The sequence below is a fragment of the Micromonospora sp. NPDC048894 genome (genome assembly GCF_040649765.1).
GTDB lineage: Bacteria > Actinomycetota > Actinomycetes > Mycobacteriales > Micromonosporaceae > Micromonospora > Micromonospora antibiotica.
In genome coordinates, this window is record NZ_JBEZFY010000027.1 from 1 (window position 1) to 24,547 (window position 24,547).

General features: G+C 73.0%; 12 protein-coding genes. 5 read left to right on the forward strand and 7 right to left on the reverse strand.

Going from position 1 to position 24,547, the window contains the following annotated elements:
* Positions 1 to 505: 505 nt before the first annotated feature.
* Genes AB0C22_RS30950 through AB0C22_RS30960 form a run of 3 tightly spaced genes read left to right on the forward strand, consistent with a single transcriptional unit; the run spans position 506 to position 3,968 of the window.
* The gene (locus AB0C22_RS30950; RefSeq protein WP_219469153.1) at positions 506 to 2,020 is read left to right on the forward strand and encodes a serine/threonine-protein kinase; all 1,515 of its coding nucleotides are present in this window, start codon (positions 506 to 508) and stop codon (positions 2,018 to 2,020) included.
* Between the two features lie 17 nt (positions 2,021 to 2,037).
* Entirely contained in the window at positions 2,038 to 3,342 is a 1,305-nt protein-coding gene (locus tag AB0C22_RS30955; protein ID WP_219470834.1) for a sensor histidine kinase, read from the forward strand.
* Positions 3,306 to 3,968, forward strand: coding sequence for a response regulator transcription factor (locus AB0C22_RS30960; protein WP_208569147.1), 663 nt, complete (start codon positions 3,306 to 3,308; stop codon positions 3,966 to 3,968). Before AB0C22_RS30955 ends, AB0C22_RS30960 begins: the two co-directional genes overlap by 37 nt.
* 200 nt (positions 3,969 to 4,168) lie before the next feature.
* Here the strand turns inward: AB0C22_RS30960 and AB0C22_RS30965 are convergent, their stop codons facing one another.
* The 3 genes from AB0C22_RS30965 to AB0C22_RS30975 all read right to left on the reverse strand — a co-directional run bounded on the left by AB0C22_RS30965 (position 4,169) and on the right by AB0C22_RS30975 (position 10,514).
* Positions 4,169 to 6,733: an ABC transporter permease gene (locus AB0C22_RS30965; protein ID WP_357538519.1), complete on the reverse strand. Its 2,565-nt coding sequence runs from the start codon at positions 6,731 to 6,733 to the stop codon at positions 4,169 to 4,171.
* Positions 6,733 to 7,539 carry an ABC transporter ATP-binding protein gene (locus AB0C22_RS30970; RefSeq protein ID WP_208569145.1) on the reverse strand — a complete coding sequence of 269 codons (807 nt, stop codon included), beginning with the start codon at positions 7,537 to 7,539 and terminating at the stop codon, positions 6,733 to 6,735. The genes AB0C22_RS30965 and AB0C22_RS30970 overlap by 1 nt, the downstream gene beginning before the upstream one ends.
* Positions 7,540 to 7,679: 140 nt before the next feature.
* Positions 7,680 to 10,514 carry an AAA family ATPase gene (locus tag AB0C22_RS30975; RefSeq protein ID WP_357538521.1) on the reverse strand — a complete coding sequence of 945 codons (2,835 nt, stop codon included), beginning with the start codon at positions 10,512 to 10,514 and terminating at the stop codon, positions 7,680 to 7,682.
* 792 nt (positions 10,515 to 11,306) lie between these two features.
* Between AB0C22_RS30975 and AB0C22_RS30980 the strand changes: the two genes are divergently transcribed.
* Entirely contained in the window at positions 11,307 to 11,615 is a 309-nt protein-coding gene (locus tag AB0C22_RS30980) for a DUF5988 family protein (protein ID WP_357538523.1), read from the forward strand.
* Positions 11,616 to 11,785: 170 nt separating this feature from the next.
* Here AB0C22_RS30980 and AB0C22_RS30985 read toward each other — a convergent pair whose 3' ends face one another.
* On the reverse strand, positions 11,786 to 12,562 hold the full coding sequence (locus AB0C22_RS30985; protein ID WP_357538525.1) for an alpha/beta fold hydrolase: 777 nt from the start codon (positions 12,560 to 12,562) through the stop codon (positions 11,786 to 11,788).
* A gap of 316 nt (positions 12,563 to 12,878) precedes the next feature.
* Positions 12,879 to 14,612 (reverse strand): MFS transporter, encoded by a 1,734-nt coding sequence (locus AB0C22_RS30990; RefSeq protein ID WP_357538527.1) that lies wholly within the window; start codon positions 14,610 to 14,612, stop codon positions 12,879 to 12,881.
* Between the two features lie 81 nt (positions 14,613 to 14,693).
* Here AB0C22_RS30990 and AB0C22_RS30995 point away from each other — a divergent pair, with 81 nt between their 5' ends.
* Positions 14,694 to 15,302: a TetR/AcrR family transcriptional regulator gene (locus AB0C22_RS30995; protein WP_357538529.1), complete on the forward strand. Its 609-nt coding sequence runs from the start codon at positions 14,694 to 14,696 to the stop codon at positions 15,300 to 15,302.
* Between the two features lie 131 nt (positions 15,303 to 15,433).
* Here the strand turns inward: AB0C22_RS30995 and AB0C22_RS31000 are convergent, their stop codons facing one another.
* Together AB0C22_RS31000 and AB0C22_RS31005 are read right to left on the reverse strand one after the other, a co-directional pair.
* A complete protein-coding gene (locus tag AB0C22_RS31000; protein WP_307799579.1) occupies positions 15,434 to 15,694 on the reverse strand; it encodes a PqqD family peptide modification chaperone in 261 nt (86 codons plus the stop codon).
* A 224-nt stretch (positions 15,695 to 15,918) separates the two neighbouring features.
* A complete protein-coding gene (locus AB0C22_RS31005; RefSeq protein ID WP_357538531.1) occupies positions 15,919 to 24,528 on the reverse strand; it encodes an SDR family NAD(P)-dependent oxidoreductase in 8,610 nt (2,869 codons plus the stop codon).
* Positions 24,529 to 24,547 lie beyond the last annotated feature (19 nt).

Here is a 24,547-nt window from a genome sequence, read left to right on the forward strand (position 1 = left end):
CTCCGAGGTGAACCTGTCCCCCGTCAACTGCATCCCATCACCCGAGTCACCCGCAAACCGGATCACCACCCGGTCCAACTGACGGATCTGCTTGGGGCCGGGGGTCCCGCCGCCCGGCGGCTGCACATCGTCGTACCGTGTCGTCGGGGTCATGGGTGCTCACGTCCCTCTCTAGTCCGGGCGGCGCGCACCACGACGACGGCGCGGTGGCCGGCGCGGTGGTCCCCGGCGACGCCGGCGCGACCATCGGTTGTCGGTGCCGCATCGGCGGCAGCCCCTACCACCGGGATCGGCGACCCCGTCGTCAGCCGGCGGGGTCGCCGACCGCATCAAGCGCCGGCGAGCGCGTGCGACCACACGCTAGGGTCCGCCCCCGACCCTGCCAACCCTTAGCGATCCCCTACCAGGCGTCCCCAGCGCAGGCCCGCACGGCGTCCCCGCGGGGCGTCCAGCGGGGACGGCTGAGGGGGCGCGGGCCTCGACCCGCCATGGGACACTTGTCTACATGGGCGAGCTGACCAGCGGCGCAGTGGCCGAGCCGGGGTCGCCGCTTCGGCCGGGTGATCCGGACCATGTCGGACCCTACCGGCTACGCCGCCTGCTCGGGTCCGGCGGCATGGGGGTGGTCTTCCTGGCCGAGGCGCCGGGCGGGAGCCGGGTGGCGGTCAAGGTCGTCCACGACGAACTGCGGTCCCGGCCGGAGTTCCGGCGACGGTTCACCCGGGAGGTCGCCGCCGCCGGCCGGGTGGCCGACTTCTGCACCGCCCGGGTGCTCGACGCCGACCCGCAGGGGCCGGTCCCCTACCTCGTCACGGAGTACGTGACCGGGTCGTCCCTGCACGAGCACGTGACCCGGCACGGCTCGCTCTCCGGGCCCCAGGCCGAGGCGCTGGCCGTCGGCGTGGCCGCCGGGCTCACCGCGATCCACGCCGCCGGGCTGGCCCACGGTGACCTGACCCCCCGCAACGTGCTGCTGTCCCCGTTCGGGCCGAAGGTCATCGACTTCGGGTTGGCGAGCCTGATCGAGGTCCTCGACCCGACCACCGGTCCCTCGTACGGCACCCCGGGCTGGTTGGCCCCGGAACGGCTCGCCGGCTTCCCCCCGGCCCAGCCCGCCGACGTCTACGCCTGGGGCATCCTCGTCGGTTGGGCCGCCACCGGTCGGCTGCCGGTCGACCCCCGGGTCCACCAGGCCGGCGGGCCCGACCTGAGTGGACTGCCCGCCGGCCTGGCCGCGGTGGTCGCCCGGGCGCTGCATACCGACCCCCGACAGCGGCCCACCGCCCGGGAGGCGATGCTGATCCTGGTCGGCAGCGCCGACACGGCGAGCATCCGGTCGGCGGTGGAGCCGGTCGCCGCGACCACCGAGCAGCTCGACGGCACCCGGTGGTATCCGGTCGTCGGTCAGCCGGCCACCCTGGTCGCTCCGCCGCCGCCGCACCGGTCGCCGCCGTCCTGGCCGGCGGTGTTGACCGGGGTGGTGGCGGTGGTGGCCGCCGTCGTGCTGGGCGTGGTCGCGCTGCGCCAGGCCGACCAGCGGGGCGCACCGGCCGCCGGGCCGGACCCGTCCGCGCCGGTCAGCGTCACGCCGAGCCCCACCCCGAGCCCGTCGCCCACCCCGAGCCCCACCCCCGCCACCGCGAGCGGTCAGGACGGGTCGTTGGAATTCACCGTACGGGGGGTGCACTGCGGGTCGCGGGAGATCGGGTTCTGGCCGCTGACCCAGAAGGCGGACGGCGTGTTCTGCATGGTCGACGTCGACGTGGTCAACAAGGGGTCCAAGGGCACCATTGTCTGGCCGCTCAGCCAACGGCTGGTCGACGTCGACGGGCGTGGTTACACACCGGACACCCGATCGCTGCTCTACTATCCGGACACGCAGCGGTTGACGAAGAACATCAAGCCCGGCGCGACGGTCAGCGGATCACTGGTCTACGACACGCCGGTCGGCACCGAGCTGCGCCAACTGGTCGTCCACGACACACCACTGAGTGCGGGCACCACCATCGATCTGCCGTGACCGGGGAGCCGCAGGACATGGACGTCGCCACCACCACGGGACTCACCGGGCGGGCCCTGTCGCGGGCGCTGTACGCCACCGGGCGCGGTGTGCTGCTCGTCGCCAGCGCCGCGCTCAGCCTGGCCCTGCTCGTCGCCACCGTGCTCGCCACGGCGTTCATCTCGCTCGGCGTCGGAGTGCTGCTGCTGCCCCTGGTCACCCCGCTGGTCCGCCGGGTCACCGGGCTGTGCCGGGATCTCGCCGGCCGGGCCGGGGTGCCGATCCCCACGCCCTACCTCCCCGCGCCGCCCACCGAGCGGGGCGTGGTCGGCTGGGTGCAGCGCTGCCGGTCCATCCTCACCGACCCGGCGACCTGGCGTGACCTGCTGTTCCTCCTGCTCAACGTGTTCGTCGGCTTCGTGCTCGGCCTGCTGCCGGTGACCCTGCTGGTCTACTCGGTGGAGGGGTTGGTGCTCTCCGCCGGGTTCTGGATGCTGATGCGCGAGTCCGGGGTGGACTTCTGGTACGGCTTCACCCCGATGGACACCTGGCCGCACGCGGTGCTCGGGGCGCTGGTCAGCCTCGTGGTGTTCGCGATCTGGGTGGCCGCTTCCCCGGGTGTGGTGGCCGGGCACGCCTACTTCGCCCGTACGCTGCTCGGCCCGAGCGAACGGGCGGAGATCGCCTCCCGGATGCGGCACCTCTCCGAGACCCGCTCGGATGTGATCAACATCCAGGCCACCGAGCTGCGCCGGATCGAACGGGACCTGCACGACGGGGCACAGGCACGGCTGGTCGCGATCGGCATGAAACTCGGCGCGGCCACCCGGCAGCTGCGGACCAATCCGGACGTCGCGGAGACCCTGCTGGTCGACGCGCGCAACGCCACCGCCTCCGCGCTGGAGGAGCTGCGTTGCCTGATCCGGGGCATCCACCCCCCGGTGCTCGCCGAGCGGGGATTGGAGGACGCCATCCGGGCCATCGCGCTGGAGAGCCCGATCGACGTCGACGTCACCGCCGACGTGCCCGGCCGGTTGGCCGCCCCGGCGGAGTCCGCCGTCTACTTCGCCCTGTCCGAGTTGCTGACCAACATCGTCAAGCACGCCAACGCCGACCGGGCCAGCATCGACCTGCGCCACGAGGACGGCGCGCTGCGGGCCGTGGTGATCGACAACGGTCAGGGCGGGGCCGACGCCTCGCTCGGCACCGGACTCCGGGGCATCGAACGGCGCTGTGCTACGTTCGACGGGACGCTCGTCCTCAGCAGTCCCGAAGGTGGGCCGACCGTCGCGATCCTGGAGCTGCCGTGCGCGTTGTACTCGCCGAGGACCTCTTCCTTCTGAGACAGGGAATGGTCCAGCTCCTCGAATCGTACGACTTCGAGATCGTCGCGGCCGTCGACAACGGACCGGCACTGCTCGACGCCCTGGTGACCCTCCGCCCGGAGGTCGCGGTGGTCGACGTGCGACTGCCGCCCACGTTCACCGACGAGGGCCTCCAGGCTGCTCTGGAAGCCCGGCGACGCTGCCCCGGCCTGCCCATCCTGGTGCTCTCCCAGCACGTCGAGCAGCTGTACGCCAAGGAGCTGCTCGCCGACGCCAGCGGCGGCATCGGCTACCTGCTCAAGGACCGGGTGCTCAACAGCGACCAGTTCGTGGACGCCATCCGCCGGGTCGCCGACGGGGGCACCGCGATGGACCCGCAGGTCATCTCGCAGTTGCTGGCCGGCCGGTCCCGCCGGGAGCCGCTGTCGACCCTCACCCCCCGCGAGCGGGAGGTGTTGAAGCTGATGGCCGAAGGATGTTCAAATACGGCCATCGCGCAGCGCCTCATCGTCAGCCAGGGCGCGGTCGCCAAGTACACCACCAGCATCTTCACCAAACTCGACCTGACCCCGGCCGACGACAGCAACCGTCGGGTGTTGGCCGTGCTGGCGTACCTCAACGGCACCCGCGCCGACGTCTCCTGACGCCGCGCCGTCCGTTCCGGGCCGCCACCGGCCGCCCGTTCCGAGCCGTCACCGGCCGTCCGTTTCGGACAGCCGGCCGCGTCTGTCCCGGACCGCCACCGGCCGATCGTCCCAGCGGTAGGTCGCCCCGGGAACCCGGACACACGGTGGTGCCCCCGGTCACCCGACCGGGGGCACCAACGGCGCTGTGGGGCGCGTTCCTACTCGACGGCGACCGCTGCTTCCGCCGGTCGGGTGAGCATCACCCGACGACCGGGCAGCACGGTGGCGGCGAAGGCCAGCACCGCCGCACCCGCCACCACGGCCAGGTAGATCCAGATCGGCCCGGAGGGCACCGGTCGCCCGAGCACCACGATGCTGAACGGCAGCAGTGTGGCGACGGAGGCGATGGTGCCGAGCACCACACCGATGACGGCGACCATGCCCGCCTCCACGCTGAGCATCTGGAGTGCCTGCTTACGGGTGGCGCCGATGAGCCGTTGCATGCCCAGCTCCCGGCGTCGGCCGGCGGTCGCCACGATCAGGGTGTTCGCCACCGAGATCATGGTGTAGCCGGCGACCAGCGCCACGAGCAGGTAGTTGACCCACGCCTGGGTCTTGGTGCGCTCGGCGAACGTGGTGATCGCATCGCGGCCCTCGATCATGGTGCCCGGGTGACCGGCGACCTTCTCCCGCAGGCTGGCCGTCAGCGCGTCCCGGCTGGTGCCGGGCTCGGCGGTGACCAGGATCTGCCGGGACAGCCCGGTGGTGCTGTGCGCGGCGAGCAGGTCGGCCGGGAGCAGGATCGTCTCGAACCCCTTCTTGGCCGGGTAGAGCGCCACCACCCGCAGGTCGACTGCCGACCGGTCACCGAGTCGCAGGGTGATCTGGTCGCCGACGCCGACGCCGACGTTCTTGCCGGCGACCTCGGGCAGCGCGACGGTGTCACCCCTGAGGTCACCCAGGTTGCCGGCGCTCGTGCGCACACCGGTGATGCTGGCGGCGCTGGCCCCGCTCACCCCCTGCAACGGCCAGGGCGACTCCACATGCGACCCGTCGTACGGCTTGTTGATCCACCCGGCGCTGGTCACGTACGCGGAAGCGTCCTCGACGCCCGGCGCGGACCGCAGCGCCTCCACCGTCTCGGCGGGGAAACCGCCGGTGGTGGAGCTGAGCACCAGGTCGGCCCGCAGGTTGTCGGAGTAGTACCGCTCGGCGGCCTCGTTCTGGGTGGTCTGGAGGTAGAAGTTGGCCACCGCCAGCGCCACCGCCAGCATGATCGGGGTGACCGCGGAGGCCACCCGGACGGCGCGGGTCCGGACGTTGACCGTGCCGAGGTAGCCGGCCAGCCCGAAGAACGCCCGCACCGGCACGCTGAGCACGGCGGCGAACAGCCGGGTCAGCCCCGGACTGATCAACGCGATCGAGATCGCCCAGCACATCACCGCCGGCCCGGCGGTCGCGGAGGCCACCGCGCCCTGCATGACGATCGCCGTCACCAGGATCAGCGCGAACCCGGCGGCGAAGAACAGGATGGAGAACACCACCCGGGGCCAGCTCACCCACTTGCGCTGGACGGCGGCCTCGGCGATACCGGCGGTGGGCCGGATCTTGGAGGGGCGTCGCCCGGCCACGTAGGCGGCCACCATCGCGGCGAAGATCCCGATGGCGGGGGCCGCCAGGTAGGGGACGAAGCCCTGGTGGAACTCGACCACCGGCGAGATGACCCCCGCGTCGGAGACGATGTGATAGAGCAGCGGCCCGAGGAACACCCCGGGGGCGCAGCCGAGAACCGCCGCGCCGACGGCGACCACCAGCGCCTCACGGCGCACCATCGTCCGGATCTGCCGGGGCGTCGCACCGATCGAGCGCAGCAGCGCGATCTCCTTCTGCCGCTGCTGCACCGACAGGCCCAGGGTGCTGGCGACCACGAAGATCGCCACGAAGACCGTCATGCCGGCGAAGACACCGGAGAGCGGGATGAGCTGCGCCTGGCCGCCCACCGCCTCGGGGAACTCGGCCGCGCCCCGGTCGTCGCCGGTGAGCACGACGAGCTTACGGTCGGCGAGGGTCCGCTCGATCCGCTCGCGCAGCGCCTCCACGTCGGTGCCGGGCTTGGCCAGCACCCCGATCGCGTCGGAGGTGCCGGTGTGCGGGTTGAGCCGCCGCTCGTCGTCGCCGGAGAAGAACAACGCCGACTGGCTCACCTCACCCGGTGGGGTGGCGATGCCGCTGACCTGGAAGGCGGAGGTCACCCCACCGACCACGACGTCGACCCGGTCACCGACCTTGACCCGGGCGAGCTTGGCCACCGCCCGGTCCAACACGACCTGCCCGGCCTGCGCGGGGGGCTGCCCGTCGAGCCGGTACGGCCCGAGCTGCGCCGACTCCCACCCGTGCCCCAGCGACTGGGTGCCGACGATCACGGGTGCGCCGTTGCGCACGACGGTGGCGGCGAAGGACGACTCGGCCACCGCCCGCTCGACCCCGGGCACCCCCTGGATCTTGCTGACCAGGCCCGGATCGATCCAGTACCGCTCGGCCAGCGGCACCGACTTGATGTTCTTGGTGTCCTGCGGGTCCTTCTTGGGCACGCCGTAGGTCTGCTTGCCGCTGACCACCACGTCGGCCGCCGCCAGCCGCTGCGGCGGGACCGCCATCCGGATGCCGGTCTCCATCAGACCACCGCAGGCGACGATCAGCGCCACACCGAAGAAGACCGCGATGAACGTCGCGATGAACGCGAGCTTGCGGTAGCGCAGGGTGCGCCACGCGAGGTACGTCATCAGAAGCCACCCCTGCCGGTGGACTGCGCCGCCCGGTTCTGCTGCCACGCGGTCAGGTGGGTCATCCGCTCGGCCACCACGTCGGCGGTCGGCGCCTCCAGCTCCCCGATGAACTGGCCGTCGGCGAGGAACAGCACCCGGTGCGCAGCGGCTGCGGCGACCGGGTCGTGGGTCACCATGATGATGGTCTGTCCCCCGCTGGACACCGTCTCACGGAGCAGTTGCAGCACCTCGATGGTGGTCTGGGTGTCCAGCGCGCCGGTCGGCTCGTCGGCGAAGATCACGGCCGGTCGCATGATCAGCGCCCGCGCGATCGCGACCCGCTGCTGCTGACCGCCGGACAGCTCGCTCGGCAGGTGCTTGCGCCGCTCGGCCAGCCCCACCCGACCCAGCACCTCCACCACGGAGTGGCGGTCGGGCCGGCGGCCGGCCAGCCGGAACGGCAGGCCCACGTTCTGCTCCACGTTCAACGCCGGCATCAGGTTGAACGCCTGGAAGATGAAGCCGACCCGCTCCCGGCGCAGCCGGGTCAGCTGGTTCTCGTTCATGCCACTGAGTTCCTTGCCGTCCAGCACCACCGAGCCGGACGAGGGCACGTCGAGCCCCGCCGCGCAGTGCAGGAACGTGCTCTTGCCGGAGCCCGAGGGCCCCATCACGGCGGTGAAGCTGCCCCGGGGGAAGCTCATCGTCACGCCCCGCAGCGCGTCGACCCGGTTCTCACCGCGGCCGTACGTCTTGCGTACATCGTCCAGCCGCACCGCATCGGCACCGCTGGTCGGCGTGCGCCGGTCCTTGTTTCTGTCCACCTCATGCTCCCCGCAAAAGAACGTCGCCGAACGGCGGTGGGTACATGTTCACGGTATGGATCGGGCCGATACGGCTCAATGGAGCTAATGACCCGAAGGGGTGGGCCTAGGCCCACCCCGGAATCGGCACCTGCGGCGGCTCAGCTCGCCTGGACCGCCGACTCCCACTGCGGCCAGGACCGCTCGCTGCCGCCAGATCCGACGGCCAGCAGCCCGGCCCCGGCCGCGTCCATCGGCAGTCCCAGTGACAGCTCGGTGCGACGCCGGACGTTCAGCTTCCGGTAGACCCGGGTGAGGTGCTGTTCGACCGTGCTCACCGTGATGTAGAGCTTCTTGCCGATCTCCCGGTTGGTGTGGCCGAGCGCGGCCAGGGTGGCGACCCGCTGCTCGGCGTCGCTGAGCCGGGACATCTCCTCGTGCTCCGGGGGGGCGTCCGGGTCGTCGCCGCCGGCCGCGTCGCCGCCGGGCAGCAGCCGCCGGCACAGCGCCTGCGCCTGGATGTCCTTGGCGAGCTGCAACGCGCTGCGGGCCACCACCCGTGAGGTGTTGAACTCGCCCCGCCCGTAGTGGGCGCTGCTCAGCGCGGCCAGGGCGAGGAAGAGCTGGTAGCGGTCGCCGGATTCCTGGAGCAGGTTGGCCGCCTGGCGCAGGGTGTTGACCCGTTGCTTGACGTCGAGCGCGGAACCGAGCAGCCGCAGGGAGACCCCCCTGGTCCGGGCGTTCTCGGCACCGGGCCGGGACAGTTGCTCGGTCACCATGGCGCGGGCCCGTTCGGGCCGGCCCGAACGCAGGTAGACCTGGGCCAGGTCGCCCCGCCAGGGCAGCAGGGCCGGCAGGTCCATCCCCCACTGGGTGGCCAACTGCCCGCAGGTCTCGAAGTCGGCCAACGCCGCGTGCACCCGCCCCCCGGCCAGGTGCAGGTGGCCACGGGCCCGCAGATACAACGGCCAGAACCAGGTGTCCCGCATGGCGTCCGGGATGACGTGTTTGAGCTGCGCCTCGGCCTCGTCGAGCTTGTCCATGCCGATCATGGCGAGCAGCATGTTGGACAACGGCGAGCCGATCGCCACCCCCCAGTTGTGCGGCGACATCGCATCCAGCGCCTCGCGGGCGAACCGCTCGCTGAGCGGCAGGTCACCCTGGCGCAGCGCGATGTGCGACCGGACGTCGGACAGGATGGCATGCCAGGTGGTGGCCCCCCGGGCGCCCGCCTCGGCGCCCAGCACGTCGCACCAGTGCACGGCACGGTCCATCCGGTCGGCGTAGACCAACGTCTGCAACGCGCACAGCGCCGACTCCAGCCCGACGTCGACGAGCAGATGGCTGCCGAGCACCTGTTCGGCGCGGGCGATCACCTCGTCGGTCACCCCGTCGGTGAGCACGGCGGTCAGGGAGGGGGTGGCCGACCCGAGTGAGCCGTCGGAACGGGCCGGGGTCCCGGCCGGCGTGACCGCCGGGCCGGCGTCGGCGTCGAGCTCGGCGAACGCCACCGGGAAGTGCAGCCGCAGCCACTCGGCGCACCCCTCCAGCTCGGCGGCGGTGGTGGCGTCGAGCTGCTGGCGGGTGTCCCGCAGGTGCCGCAGGGTCTCCTGGGCGTCCGCCCGGTGACCGTGCCAGAGCTGGTAGCGCAGCAGCGCGGCGGCGTGGCGCTCGGAGAGGTGCCCGGCCCGCAGGGCGTCACGCTGGGACTGGAGGTGCTGGCTCACCGCCGCCGGGTTGATCCGCCACTGGCAGGCGGCCAACGTCGCGGTGAGCGCCGCCCGGCGGGGGACGTCGTCGCACATGTCGTGGGCCAGCTTCAGTGACTCCACCGCGTCGTCGACCCGGTCCTCGGCCAGCGCGTGGGTCGCCGAGTCCTGGAGCACCGTGATCGCCCACGGCTCGGCCAGGCCGCCCGCGGCGAGCAGGTGCCCACCGATCGCCGGGGCCGGGGCACCTTCGGCGTGCAGCAGTTCCGCCGCCCGGGCGTGCATCTCGGCCAGCGCCTCCGGGGTCAGGTCGTGCAGGACCGCCGCCCGTGCCGCCGGGTGCCGGAACCGCCCGGCGTGCAGCAGGCCGGACATCGTCAGCGCGTTGAGTACCCACTGGACCCGGGCCGGCTTGGTGTCCAGCAGCCGGGCCAGCAGCGCCGGGGTGGCGAGGTCACCGAGCAGGGCGAGCCCGTGGGCCGTCTCCAGGATCGTCGGGTCCCAGCGTCGCAGGCAGGCCAGGACCGCCTGGCGGAACTGGTCGCCGACGACCACCTCGGCGACCTCCGTCGAGCCGGCGACCCGCCGGTCCTGGCCGAGCGCGTGCAGCAGCAGCGGATTGCCGCCGCTGACCCCGTGGTACGCCGGGGCGAGCGCCGCCGCCGTCTCGTCGTCGACCCAACCGCGCAGCAGCTCGGCGACGCCCGCCTCGGACAACGGCGACAGCTGGATGTTGCAGAAGCTCGCCTGCCGGCTGATCTCGGCCCGGAACTCCGGGTGGAACGGCTGCGGCTGCGGCGACTCGGTGAGCACCACCAGGATCTGCGCGGCGGTGAGGCGCCGTTGCAGGTAGAGCAGGGTGTGCAGGGTCGTCTCGTCGGCGAACTCGACGTCGTCGACGAGCAGGACGAGGGGGCGGGCGCGGGCGATGTCGATCAGCTCGACACACATCGCGTGCACGGCCCTGATCTCGGCGTCCCCTCCGGTCGTGACGCCCTCGATGTCGACGAACGCGCCGATGCGCCGCATCACCTCGTCCGGCAGCGGCACGCTGTGGAACAGTTGCCCCATCACGGCGGCGGGCAGCAGGCGTTCCGCCCGGGAGCAGGCGGCCCGCAGCACCAGCCCGCCCGCTGCGCCGACGTGGTCGGCGAAGGCCCGCAACAACTCGGTCTTGCCCGTGGCACCGGGGCCGCTGATCAGCGCGACCCGCCCCCTGCCCGTGACGCTTCCGGAGTAAAGGTCCCGCAAGATGTCAAGCTCGCGGCTTCTCTCCACAAATTCCACCCGTCTCCCCCCAGGTCAGCGATGACGCATCGAACGAGGGTGCCGCCGACTACGGACGGGCCCCCCGGCGAGACCCTTCGGCTCGATGCCACGCGGGCCGCCGGGACCCACCCGGCCACTGACCACGTCAGCCGGCAAACCAGGTCATACAATGATGACTGCCAATTGATTGATGACTTTCACCGCGTCCCGACGGCGAGCACAGCATACATAGACACCCGTACAAGACGGTAGTGGGGTGGTGATACTTCGTCATCGATATTACGCACGGCCATGGCGTTATGTCGGATTGTTGGCCTCGGCCGAAAAATTACCACTCGGTAGCAATTACATGATCGAACAACCGTCCCGCCCCCTCCGACCTGCACGGATAGCCGCAGATTCGGCCCGTCGGACAGCGCGTTGACCTGCGAAATGACTCCGGCAGAGGGTTCGTACCGGAATTTTTCGGGCCAACTCTCCCGGCCCGCACCGATCCCGCCCACGTCGGCACACCACCACCGACCGGACGAGAAGCAGCGAATCGGGCAATCTACTCTTGAGCAAAAATTGAGTTTCAGCGAGAAGACGACACTATTACGGATGCAATTCATAAGCTCTGGTCAATGCTGTCGCCCTTGCGACATCGCCGGGGCTATCACAAATGCGACCCACCGGGCCGCAAAGTAACCGCAGGTTGGCCGGCCGCCGAAATCTGGGCGTCGGCCGGCGGGTTAGGGGTCGCTTCCGGGTATGCGCGGGCCAGTGGTGCCGCCACGCTGGAGACATCCGAGGGCAGTGACGCGGAACACGGTGTCCGCCGCGCCCCTGCCCCCAGCCGAGGAGGAAAGCGTGGACGATCTCACCCGGGTGAGCAGCGCGCGGCGGTTCAGCGACGTTCGCGGCGGTGACCACTTCGACGTCGTGCTCGAGGGCGGACCGGTCGGCCTGCCGGCCACCGATCGCGCCCACAGCGCACCGGTCGGCACCGGCCGGATCAAGGTGCCCTATCTGGGCGGCTACGAACACTTCGAACGCTCGGGCGACCACGACGGCCTCAATGACGACGCCTCGCGGGTGGTGGTCTTCCAGTGGACCATGCGGACCAAGATCGCCGAATGACGGGCACGACGGGCGGGTCACCGGTGACCCGCCCGTCGTCGTACCGGTGCCCGTGACCACCCCGCCGGCACGGTGCCCCGGTCGGACGTCACCACCCCCGCAGGTCCAGTGTCCTGGTCGGACGTCACCACCGCGCCGGCGCGGTCGGACGTGACCGGGTCCCGGTCGGGTCAGCCGGTCGGTCCGCCCTGCTGCGCCTGCGCCAGCTCGGCACCGATCAGCCGGATCACGTCGGCTGCGTGGTCGTTGAGATAGAAGTGCCCACCCGGATACACCCGCACGTCGCACTCGCCGGTGGTGTGCCGGGCCCAGTCCCGCGCCTCGTCCAGGGTGGTCATCGGGTCCGCGTCACCGGTCAGCACGGTGATCGGGGCGTCCAGCAGCTGATCCGGGTCGGCCCGGTAGGTCTCCACCGCCTTGTAGTCCCCCCGCACGGCGGGCAGGATCATCGGCAGCAGCTCGGGATCGCCCAGCACCCGTGGGTCCGAGCCGCTGAGCCGGGCCAGCTCCCGCAGCACCCCGGCGTCGTCGCGGGTGTGCACGTACCGCTCGTCCCGGACCCGGGACGGGGCCCGACGGCCCGAGGCGAACAGCCGCACCGGCGGCCGACCCGTGTGCCGTTGCAGGCGCAACCCGACCTCGTAGCCGAGCACCGCACCCATGCTGTGGCCGAAGAGCGCCACCGGGCGGTCCAGCCACGGGGTGAGCGCCTCGAACACCCCGTCGGCCAGGTCGGCGATGGAGTCCAGGACCGGCTCGTGCCGGCGGTCCTGTCGACCCGGGTACTGGATCGCCAGCACGTCCACCGCGGGCGAGAGGGCCCGGGACACCGGAAACAGGTAGCTGGCCGAGCCCCCGGCGTGCGGCATCGCCACCAACCGGATCGAGCTGGACGGCGCCGGATGGAACCGCCGCACCCAGAGGTCGTTCTCGAGCGTTGCCGTCATCACTGGTCCTCTACGGGTCGACACTGCGGGTGCGCCCCGCAGTGGGACGTCTCCAACGGGCGCACCCGGCCGGCCGGGCCGGACCGCCGTCTCGGCCGGTGCCCGGATCCGCCGTCACGCGTGGTGCTGACGCCCTCCCTGCGACGCCGGTGCCCGCTGTCGAAGCGAGCGTAGGAACGCCCGAAACGCCGGGACAACCCCTAAGCACAGCGGTGGCCCCCTAGCCCGCCGGGACGGGTGGGGGGCCAGGAGGTCGAATGCCCGGAGGCGGCGCTCCCGACGAGCGGGAACGCCACCTCCGGGTGGTCGAACGTGGTCAGGCCACCGGGTGCGCCGGCCGGACGGGTTGCCCGGTGGACCCGGGTCCGATCCGGACCGCCGGCCCCGGGTCGGTGTCGCCACGGTCGGCGTCCTCGGCACCCGCGCCGGACGACGGGGGGTCGACCGTCCGCTCCGGGTCGACGTGACCCGTCGGGGCACCGGGGGCATCGGCGGTGGGGTCGGTCGGACCGTCCGCCGGGCCCTGGCCGGGCACCGAGGCCCCCACGTTGCGCAGCAGCACCGCGGCCAGCACCGCCGTCACCACCAGGATGCCGGCCGAGGCGAGCGCGGCGGCCCGCAGCTCGGTGGCGAAGGCGGCCCGGGCCAGCGTGACCAGCGTGTCCGCCGCGGTGGCGGAGAGCGTCCGGCTCTCCTGCACGGCGCCGCCCAGGGTCTCCCGGGCGGTCGCCCAGGAGTCCGCCGGCACGCCGTCGGGCGCGTCGCCGGACAGCTGCCGCCGGTAGACGAACGTGCCGATGCTGCCGAGGATCGCGACACCGAGCGCCGCACCGAACTGGCTGCCGGTCTCGGAGAGCCCGGCGGCGGCACCGGCCCGCTCGGGCGGCGCGGTGGACACGATCAGCTCCGCGCTGAGCGTCAGCACCATCGCGATGCCGCCGGTCATCAACGCCTGGCCGACCACCACCAGGGCCAGCCCCGACTCGTCGCCGACCTGGGCGAGCACCAGACAACCGGCGGCACCCACCAGCAGGCCACCGGCGGCGACGTAGGCCCGCCGGAAGCGCTGCGCCAGCATCGGAGCCAGCACCGCCGCGCCGACACCCGCCGCACCCGCCGCGGGCAGCGACCACAGCCCGGCGCTGAACGGGCGTAGCCCGAGCACCAGCTGGAGGTACTGGCTGATGAAGAACATGAACCCGACCAGCGCGAAGTTGGCGAGCACGTTCATCACCACCGCCGCGCTGAACGCGGGAGCACGGAACAGCCGCACGTCGATCACCGGGTCGGCGAGTCGCCGCTGACGCAGCACGAACACCGCCAGGAAGACCAGCCCGCCGACCACACCGGCCACCGGCGGCCAGTCCACGCCGTCCTCGGCGAACTGCTTGATGCCCCAGATCATCGGCAGCACGGCGACGAAGGCCAGCACCGTACTGATCAGGTCGAGCCGGCCGGCTGCGGCGTTGCGGAACTCGGGCAGCAGCAACGGGGCCAGGATCAGCAGCAGCAGCATGATCGGCACGTTGATCTCGAAGACGGTGCCCCAGGAGAAGTACTGGAGCAGCGCGCCGCCGGCCACCAGGCCGATGACGCCACCGGCGGAGAAGCCGGCCGCCCAGAGCCCGATCGCGGCCCGGCGTTCGTTCTCGTCGTGGAACATGTTGCGGATCAACGACATGGTCGACGGCATGAGCGTCGCGCCGGCGGCACCCATCACCGCCCGGGTCCCGATCAGCATGCCGGGACTGTTGGAGAGGGCCGTGGCCACGGATGCCACACCGAACACCGCCGCACCGATCATCAGCAACCGGCGGCGCCCGATCCGGTCCCCCAGGGTCCCCATCGGAATCAGCAGGCCGGCCAGCACGAAGGCGTAGACGTCCGTGATCCAGAGGAGCTGACTGCTGGTCGGCTCAAGGTCCGCCGTGATGAACGGCAGAGCGTACGACAGCACGGTCATGTCCATGCTGATGATCAGTGTCACCATGACGAGTACCGCGAGACCGATCCACTCGCGGCGGCCGGCCTTTGCCTGCGCTGTAGCCATGGCCGAAAGCTACCACCGAATTTATACGCACGTATACATCCGGTGGATGAATTAGGGGGTGGTTCCGAGTAGGGTGACGCCGTGGGTCATCGGGAACGCCTGCTGGCAGGGGCCAGGGTCTGCCTCTACGAGCGCGGCTACACACGCACCACCGCCCGCGACATCGTCGCCGCGTCGGACACGAATCTGGCGTCGATCGGGTACCACTTCGGCTCCAAGGAGGCGCTGCTGACCGCCGCCCTGGTGCAGGCGTTCGAGGAGTGGGGCGTCGAGATCGACCGGGTGCTGCGCGACGGCACCCAACCCGACCTGATGGACCGGCTGGAGTCGATGTGGACCGGCCTGGTCGAGTCGTTCGGCACCCACCGGCCGCTCTGGGTCGCCGGGATCGAGGCGTTCGCGCTGGCCGAGCACCTGCCGGTGCTGCGGGAGCAACTCGCCGAGACCTACACCCGGGCCCGCCCGGCGCTGGCCACCTTCGTGATCCGCAACGGCGGTGAGCACGTCACCGAGGAGACCCGCAGGGCCGTCGGCTCGTTCCTGCTGGCGTTGATGACGGGACTGACGGTGCAGCGGTTGCTCGATCCCGAGGCCGCCCCGTCCGGTAAGGAACTGGCCGAGGCGCTGCGGGTGATCGTCGGCGCGGTCAACGACTCCACCGACACCACCCACCCGTCCGCCGACGCCTGACCCCCGCCCACCGGCCCACCGGACAGGGGTTCGACGCACCGTCGACCGGGATGCCGCCCGCGTGCAGGGGGGCCGGATAGGGGTCGGTCCGGCACAGCCGTCGGACGCGGCGGACAGACCCTCCTTACCGGTCACTCCACCCGTACCAGACCGGCGCGGAGCATGTCCTCCAGCCAGACGTCGAAGTCCCGTCGGGTGGCCGCCGGATCAGCCGACCACTGCCGGGCCAGGACAGCGGCCGCCCGTTCCAGCGAACCGCCCTGCTGCTGCAACGCGATCCACATCGCGGCGGCGGTCGCCCCGAACCGGTATCGCAGTCCGCTCCGCTCGGCGGTCAGCTCAAGCTGCCCGTTCCGGGTGACCTTGGCGACGATTCCCTGTTCGAGTCGCACCCGCACTCTCCCTGCCTCTCCCGTGTCCACCCCTGGTGGCACCTACCGGCGAACCGTGAACGTCCACCAGACCCGGCCACTACGTTATGCGGTCGGGTGGTGACGCGATACGGTCATGGACCCACGCCGAAGGTGGACAAAAGCCCACCCGTCCGCCGGGAGGAAGCCCGAGGTCCGCCGACCGCCCGTGGGCATCGACGGACCTCGGGTCCCCGGACGGATGGTCAGTCCGACGCCTCCAATTCGTCGTCGAGGATGTCGAACAGCTCGTCCGCGGTGACCGACGCCAGGTCCCGGGCGGCCGGCTCCACCGCGGCACCCCCGTACGCCGCGTTCCACCGGGACATCAGCGCCTGGAGCCGGACGGTGATCCGGCCCCGCTCCGCCTCGTCCGGCACGGTGCCGTCCAGCAGCGTCTCCCACCGGGCCAGCTCGGCCTCCAGCGACGGAGCGGCCGGCGCGTCACCGGCCAGCTCCGACCGGACGAACCGGGCCACCGCCGCCGGGCTGGGGTGGTCGTAGATGAGCGTCGCCGGGAGTCGGAGCCCGGTCGCCGCACCGAGGCTGTTGCGGAACTCCACCGCCGCCAGGGAGTCGAAGCCGAGCTCCAGGAAGCCCCGCTCCACGTCCAGCGACTGTGGCCGGTCGTGGCCCAGCACCTCGGCCGTCCGGGCCCGGACCAGCTCGGTCACGGCCCGGTCGGCCTCGTCCGACGGCAACCCGGCCAACCGTTCGGCCAGCGGCCGCTCCCCCGCCACCGGGCCCGGCGTGCCGGCGGCCGACCGGCGGGTCGGCGTACGGACCAAGCCCCGCAGCAGCGGCGGCACCCCGTCGGCCCGGGACCGGATCGCGGCCAGGTCCAGCCGGACCGGCAGGGCCAGTGCCGGCACCGGGTGCAGGGTCGCGTCGAACAACGCCAACGCGTCCCCGGTGGACAGCGCGGCGACCCCGGAACGGGCCATCCGGCGCAGGTCGGCCTCGCCGAGGTGGCCGGTCATCCCGCTGCCCGACTCCGCCCACAGGCCCCAGGCCAGGGCGGTGCCGGCCAGGCCGTGCGCCCGCCGGTGCTGGGCCAAGGCGTCCAGGTAGGCGTTCGCCGCGGTGTAGCTGGCCTGACCGGCGCCGCCGAGGGTGGCCGCCGCCGAGGAGAACAGCACGAACCAGTGCAACGGCCGGTGCAGGGTGAGTTCGTGCAGGTGACGCGCGGACTCTGCCTTGGCACCCAGCACCGCCGCCACCCGGTCGGGCGTCAGCGTGGGCAGCAACCCGTCGTCGAGCACCCCGGCGGCGTGCACCACCCCGGTCAGCGGATGCCCGGCGGGCACCCCGTCGAGCAGGGCCGCCACCGCCGCCCGGTCGGCCAGGTCGCAGGACGCCACGGTCACCTCCGCGCCGGCCGCCGTCAGGCGCGCGACCAGGTCGTCCACCCCCGGGGCCGCCGGGCCGCGTCGACTGGCCAGCAGCAGCCGCCGTACGCCGTGCCGGGTCACCAGGTGCTCGGCGACCAACCGGCCCAGCCCGCCGGTGCCGCCGGTGACCAGCACCGTGCCCGTCGGGTCCGGGCCGGCCGGCAGCTCACCGTCCGGCACCGGCAGCGCCGCGAGCCGGGGCGCGAGCAGCCCACCCCGCCGGACCGCCAGTTGCGGTTCGGCGTCGACGGCCAGCGCCGACCGCAGCCCGGTCGGGTCCGGGTCGTCGACGTCGATCAGGACCAGCCGGCCCGGGTTCTCCTCCTGAGCGGCCCGGACCAGGCCCCAGACGGTGGCGTCCACCGGCCGGGGCACGTCCTCGCCGTCGGTGGTGGCGACCGCCCGGGTCGTCACCAGCGCCAGCCGGGTGTCGGTGAACCGCTCGTCGGCGAGCCACCCCTGCACCAGGGCCAGCGCCGCGGTGGTCGCCGCCGAGGGCGAGTCCGACGTGGTACGCCAGGCCACCGCGACGGTGCCCGGGGCGTCACCGGTGCGGGCGACCTCCGCCGCGAGCGTGCCGAGGTCGGCGTACCGGGGCACCCCGAGGCCGAGGTCGTCGTCGCCGAGGACCACGGTCGTGCCGCCGCCGGTGGCCGGGGTCGGCACCGCAGCCCAGGTGACCTGGAAGAGCGACGTGCGGTGAGCCGCCCGGGCCCCACCCAGCTGGTCGGCGGCGAGCGGCCGGACCGCCAGCGAGGCCACCGAGGCGACCGGCGCACCGGAGGTGTCGGCCAGGTCGAAGGAGACCTCCTGCGGGCCGGTCGGGCGCAGCCGTACCCGCAGCGCGGTCGCGCCGGTGGCGTGCAGGGCCACCCCCCGCCAGGCGAACGGCAACCGCAGCCGGTCGTCGTCCTCGTCGGCACCGGTCAGGTCGAGGGTGTGCAGCACCGCGTCGAACAGCGCCGGGTGCAGGCCGAACCGGTCCGCCGGGGCGACCGCCTCCGCGGGGAGCGCCACCTCGGCGTACACCTCGTCGCCGTGTCGCCAGGCGGCCCGCAGCCCCTGGAACAGCGGGCCGTAGTGGTAGCCGGCGTCGGCCAGCCGGTCGTACCGGCCGGTCAGGTCGACCGGGGTGGACCCGACCGGTGGCCAGGCGTCGCCCGCCGACCAGGCCGGTGCGGTGGACTCCGCCGGGGCCAGTACGCCGGTGGCGTGCCGGGTCCAACCGTCGACACCGTCCTCCGGCCGGGAGTGCACGGTGACCGGGCAGCGTCCCGTCCCGTCCGGTGCCCCGACCACCACCTGGAGGTCGACGCCGCCCCGGGGCGGTACGACCAGCGGAGCCTCCAACGTCAACTCCTCGACCAGGGCGCAGCCGACCTGGTCACCGGCGCGGAAGGCCAGCTCGACGAAGGCCGTCCCGGGCAGCAGCACCGTGCCGGCGAGGTCGTGCTCGGCCAGCCACGGGTGGGTCCGCAGCGACAGCCGGCCGGTCAGCACGGTGCCGTCGGCCCCGGCCAACCCGACGACCGCGCCGAGCAGCGGGTGGGCGGCCGGGCGCTGACCCAGACCCGGCACGTCACCGCCGCCCGCCGGGGCGTCCAGCCAGAGCCGACGCCGCTGGAACGGGTAGGTCGGCAGGTCGGTGACCCGGGCGCCGGTGGGCGCGAACCAGGCCCGCCAGTCCACCGGGACACCCCGGGTGTGCAGGGTGGCGACGGCGGTCAGCAGGCTCGCCGCCTCGTCCCGGCCGCCGCGCAGCACCGGCACCAGGGCGAGGCCGCCGGTGTCGGAGACGCAGTCCCGGCCCATCGCGGTGAGCACCGCGTCCGGGCCGACCTCCAGGAACGTGGTGACGCCGGCCGCTTCCAGGGTGGCGATCCCGTCGTGGAACCGGACCGCCTCCCGGACGTGGCGCACCCAGTAGCCGGGGGTGGTGATCTCGTCGGGGTCGGCGAGCCGACCGGTCAGGTTGGACACCACCGGCACCCTCGGCGGGGCGAAGGTCAACCCGGCGGCGACCTGGTGGAACTCGGCCAGCATCGGCTCCATGTGCGGGGAGTGGAACGCGTGGCTGACCCGCAGCCGCTTGATCCGGCGTCCCCGGGCCCGCCAGTCGTCGGCGAGCGCACCGACGGCGTCGTGGTCACCGGAGAGCACCACCGCGCGTGGCCCGTTGACCGCGGCGATGCCCACTTCGGTCTCCCGCCCGGCCAGTTCCCGGCGTACCTCCTCCTCGGACGCCTCGACGGCGACCATCGCGCCGTCCTCCCGCATCGCCTGCATCAGCCGGCCACGCGCGGTGACCAGGGCCGCCGCATCGGGCAGCGACAGCACCCCGGCGACGTGCGCGGCGCTGATCTCGCCGATGGAGTGCCCGGCGACCAGGTCGGGTCGGATGCCCCAGGATTCGAGCAGCCGGTAGAGCGCCACCTCGATGGCGAACAGCGCGCTCTGGCTGTAGACGGTCTGGTCGAGCAGCGCGGCGTCGGCGACGTCGGGTTCGGTGTAGAGCACCTCCCGCAGCGGCCGGTCGAGCTGCGCGTCCAGGTGGGCGCACACCTCGGCGAACGCCGCCGCGAAGGCCGGGTACGCCGCCGCCAGCTCACGGCCCATGCCGAGGCGCTGCGCCCCCTGGCCGGTGAAGAGCATGGCGAGCTTCCCGGCCGACGGGGTCCCCTGCACCCACTCGGCGGGGTCGGTGCCTTCGGCGGCGGCACGCAGAGCGCGGACCGCGTCGTCCCCGACGGGGGCGACCACCACGGCCCGACGCTCCAGCACCGCCCGGGTGGTGGCCAGCGAGTACGCCACGTCCAGGGTGGCCCCGGTGTCGGCGACCAGCCCGGCCTGGGCGTGCAGCGCCTCCGCCGAGCGGGCGGAGAGCAGCCAGGGCAGCACCGGCGGGGTGGCCGGGGCGTCCCCGTCGGCCGGCGTCGCCTCGATCGCCGGCGCCTGCTCGATGATGACGTGGGCGTTGGTGCCGCTGATGCCGAACGACGACACCCCGGCGCGGCGGGGCCGGTCCAGGGCCGGCCACTGCTGCGCCTCGGTGAGCAGCCGCACCGCCCCGGCCGACCAGTCCACCTGCGGTGACGGCCGGTCGGCGTGCAGGGTGCGGGGCAGCAGCCCGTTGCGCATCGCCAACACCATCTTGATCACACCGGCGACGCCGGCCGCGCCCTGGGTGTGACCGATGTTCGACTTGATCGAGCCGAGCCAGAGCGGCCGGTCGTCCGGGCGGTCCTGCCCGTAGGTGGCGAGGACCGCCTGCGCCTCGATCGGGTCACCGAGGGTGGTGCCGGTGCCGTGCGCCTCGACCAGGTCGACCTGGTCGGGGCGGACGTCGGCGGCGGCCAGCGCCTGCCGGATAACCCGTTGCTGGGCGGGACCGTTGGGGGCGGTCAGCCCGTTGGACGCGCCGTCCTGGTTGATCGCCGAACCCCGCACCACCGCCAGGACGTGATGGCCGTGCCGTTCGGCGTCGGAGAGCCGCTCCAGCAGCAGCATGCCCGCACCCTCGGACATGCCGGTGCCGTCGGCGTCGGCGGAGAAGGACTTGCACCGGCCGTCGGAGGCCAGCCCCCGCTGGAGGCTGAAGTCCAGGAAGGTGTCCGGCTTGGACATCACCGTGACCCCGCCGGCCAGAGCCAGGGAGCACTCCCCGGAACGCAGCGCCTGCACGGCCAGGTGGATCGCCACCAGCGACGACGAGCACGCGGTGTCGACGCTGACCGCCGGCCCCTCCAACCCCAGGGTGTACGAGATCCGCCCGGACGCGACGCTTGCCATGCTGCCGTTGCCCAGGTAACCCGCCAACTCCTCGGGCACCTCGGACAGCCGGCTGCCGTAGTCGTGGTACATCACGCCGGTGAACACCCCGGTCGGGCTGCCCTTGAGCGAGGTCGGATCGATCCCGGCCCGCTCCAGCACCTCCCACGACGTTTCCAGCAGCAACCGCTGCTGCGGGTCCATCGCGATCGCCTCACGCGGGCCGATGCCGAAGAAGTCGGGGTCGAAGTCGGCCGCGTCGTAGAGGAAGCCACCTTCCAGCGAGGACGTCCGGCCGGGCTTGCCGGGTTCCGGGTCGTAGAGGTGGTCGAGGTCCCAGCCCCGGTCGGTGGGGAACGGCGAGATGGCGTCCGCGCCGTCGACCAGCAGCTGCCACAGGTCCTCGGGGGTGCGGACCCCGCCGGGGAAGCGGCAGCTCATCGCCACGATGGCGACGGGTTCGTCGACCATCGGCCGGACCACCGTGGTCGGCTGCGCCTGCGCCGGCCCGCCGAGGATCGTGCCGTGCAGGTAGCCGGCCAGCGCGGTCGGGTTGGGGTAGTCGAAGACCAGGGTCGCCGGCAGCCGCAGCCCGGTGGCGGTGTTGAGCCGGTTGCGCAGCTCCACGGCGGCCAGCGAGTCGAAGCCGAGTTCCTTGAACGCCCGCGCCGGTTCGACGGCGGTGCCGCTGTCGTGTCCGAGGACGGCCGCGACGTTGGCCCGGACCAGGTCGAGCAGCACCCGGTGCTGGTCGTCCGCGTCGAGGGTGACGAGCTGCCGGTGCAGGCCGGAGCCGGTGGCCGGGGTCGCCGGACCACCCGCCGCCCGCCGGGCCGGGAGCCGGACCAGGCCCCGGAACAGGGCCGGGAGCTGCTGACCCTGGGCGCGCAGCGCGGCGGTGTCCAGCCGGACCGGCACCAGCAGCGGCTGGTCGGCGGCGACCGCCGCGTCCAGCAGCGCCAGCCCCCGGTCGGAGTCCAGCGGCAGCACGCCGGAGCGGGCCATCCGGGCCACGTCGGCGTCGCCGAGGTGCGCGGTCATCCCGCTGCGCTGCTCCCAGAAACCCCAGGCCAGCGACGTGGCCGGCAGGTCCAGGGCCCGCCGGTGCGCGGCCAGGGCGTCGAGGAAGACGTTCGCGGCGGCGTAGTTGGCCTGCCCCGCCCCGTCGAGGACCCCGGCGGCGGAGGAGAACAGCACGAACGCCGACAGGTCACGGTCGCGGGTCAGGTCGTGCAGGTGCCAGGCCGGGTCGGCCTTGGCCCGCCACACCGTGTCGAGCTGCGCCGGGGTCAGCCCGGCGAGCAGGCCGTCGTCGAGAACCCCGGTGGTGTGCACGACGGCGGTCAACGCCGGGATGCCGTCCAGCAGGGCGGCGACGGCGTCCCGGTCGGCCAGGTCGGCGGCCGTCACCTCGACGGTGGCCCCGAGGCCGGTCAGCTCGTCGCGCAGCTCCACCGCGCCCGGCGCGGTCAACCCACGCCGCGAGGTCAGCACCAGGTCCCGCACCCCGTGCACCTCCACCAGGTGCCGGGCCACCAGCGCGCCCAGCACACCGGTGCCACCGGTCACCAGCACGGTGCCGTCGGCCCGCCACGGCTGCGCCGTGGTGCTCGCGCGCGCCAGACGCGGCACCCGCACCTGACCGTCCCGCAGCGACAACTCCGGCTCACCGGTCCCCACCGCCGCCAGAATCTCCTCCACCGGAGTCTCCGGGACAGCATCCACCAGCACGAACTGACCCGGATTCTCCGCCTGCGCGGCCCGCACCAGACCCCAGACCGGGGCGTGGGCCAGGTCGGTGCCGCCGTCGACGGCACCGTCGGTGATCACGACCAGCCGGGCGGCGGCCTGGGTCGGGTCGGCCAGCCAGGACTGGAGCAGGGTGAGGGTCTCCCCCACCGCCGTCCGGGCGGCGGTGGCCGGGTCGAGGTCGGCGGCGGGCGGGGTCAGCGGGGCGAGCACGACGTCGGGCACGCCGAGGCCGAGCCCCTCCAGGTAGCCCCACGACTCGGCCGCGGTGCCGGTGGGCACGCTCACCCAGTCGACGTGGTAGAGGTCCCCGTCGGTCGGGGCGGCAGTGGTGAGCTGGACCGGGCGGGACACCAGCGCGCCGACCACGGCGACCGGTTCGCCGTCCGGGTCGGCCAGGTGCAGGGTGGCGGACTCCGGCCCACTGGCGGTGACCTTCACCCGCAGGGCGGTGGCGCCCGTCGCGTGCAGCGTCACATCCGTCCAGGCGAACGGCAGATACGGCGGACGACCCACCGGCACCGCCTCACCGATCCCCACCACCTGCAACGCCGCATCCAACAACGCCGGATGCACCCCGAACCGCGACGCCTCACCATGCGCCTCCTCCGGAAGCGCAACCTCAGCAAACACCACCTCACCAACCCGCCAGGCAGCCTGCACCCCCTGGAACACCGGACCATACTCGTACCCCTGCACCACCAACTCGTCATACAACCCCGCCGTCGGCACCGGCACCGCACCCGACGGCGGCCAGACCCGCAGGTCGAAGTCGGGGTCGGTGACGTCGGCGGAGAGCACGCCGGTGGCGTGCCGGACCCAGCTGCCGGTGTGTTCCGGCCTGGAGTGCACGGTGACCGTCCGGCGGCCGGTGTCGTCGGCGGCGGCGAGCAGCAACTGCACCTGTACGGCACCCTGCTCGGGCAGGATCAGCGGGGCGTGCAGGGTCAACTCGTCGAGGTGGCCGAGGCCGACGTCGTCCCCGGCGTGCAGGACGAGTTCGACGAAACCGGTGCCGGGCAGCAGGACGGTGCCGTTGACGGCGTGGTCGGCCAGCCACGGGTGGGTGTCCAGCGAGATCCGGCCGGTGAACAACACCTCACCCGACTCGGCCATCGACACCGACGCCCCCCACAGCGGGTGCCCGGCGGAGCCGAGACCGGCGGAGGTGAGGTCGGCGCGGCCCCCGGTGGCGTTGAGCCAGTAGCGGCGGCGCTGGAACGGGTACGTCGGCAGCGGCACCTCACCACGCGGACGCGCCGGCAGCACCGGCGACCAGTCGACGGTGACGCCCCGGGCGAACGCCTCACCGAGCGAGGTGAGCCAGCGGTGCAGCCCGCCCTCGCCCCGGCGCAGCGACCCGACGGCGGCCACCTCGACACCCGCGTCGGCGGCGGTCTCCTCCACCCCCATGGTCAGCACCGGGTGCGCACTGCACTCCAGGAACACCCGCATCCCGGCGTCGAGCAGGGCGCGGGTGGTCTCCTCGAACCGGACGGTCTGCCGCAGGTTGGTGTACCAGTAGCCGGCGTCCAGCCCGGCGGTGTCGAACACCCGGCCGGTGACGGTCGAGTAGAACGGGACAGTGGAGGCACGCGGGCTGACCTCGGCGAGGTCGGCGCGCAGCCGCTGCTCGATCAGCTCCACCTGCGCCGAGTGCGACGCGTAGTCCACGTTCACCCGCTTGGCCCGCACGTCCTCGGCGGTCAGCGTGGCGACCAGGTCGTCGACGGCGTCCGGGTCACCGGAGACGACGACGGAGGAGGTGCCGTTGACGGTGGCGATCGAGATGCGGCCGGCGTAGCCGGTCAGTCGTTCGGCCGCCGCCCGCTCGGGCAGGCCGATGGAGGCCATCGCACCCCGACCCGCCAACACCTCCGCAATCGCCAAACTCCGCAACGCCACCACCAACGCCCCATCCCGCAAC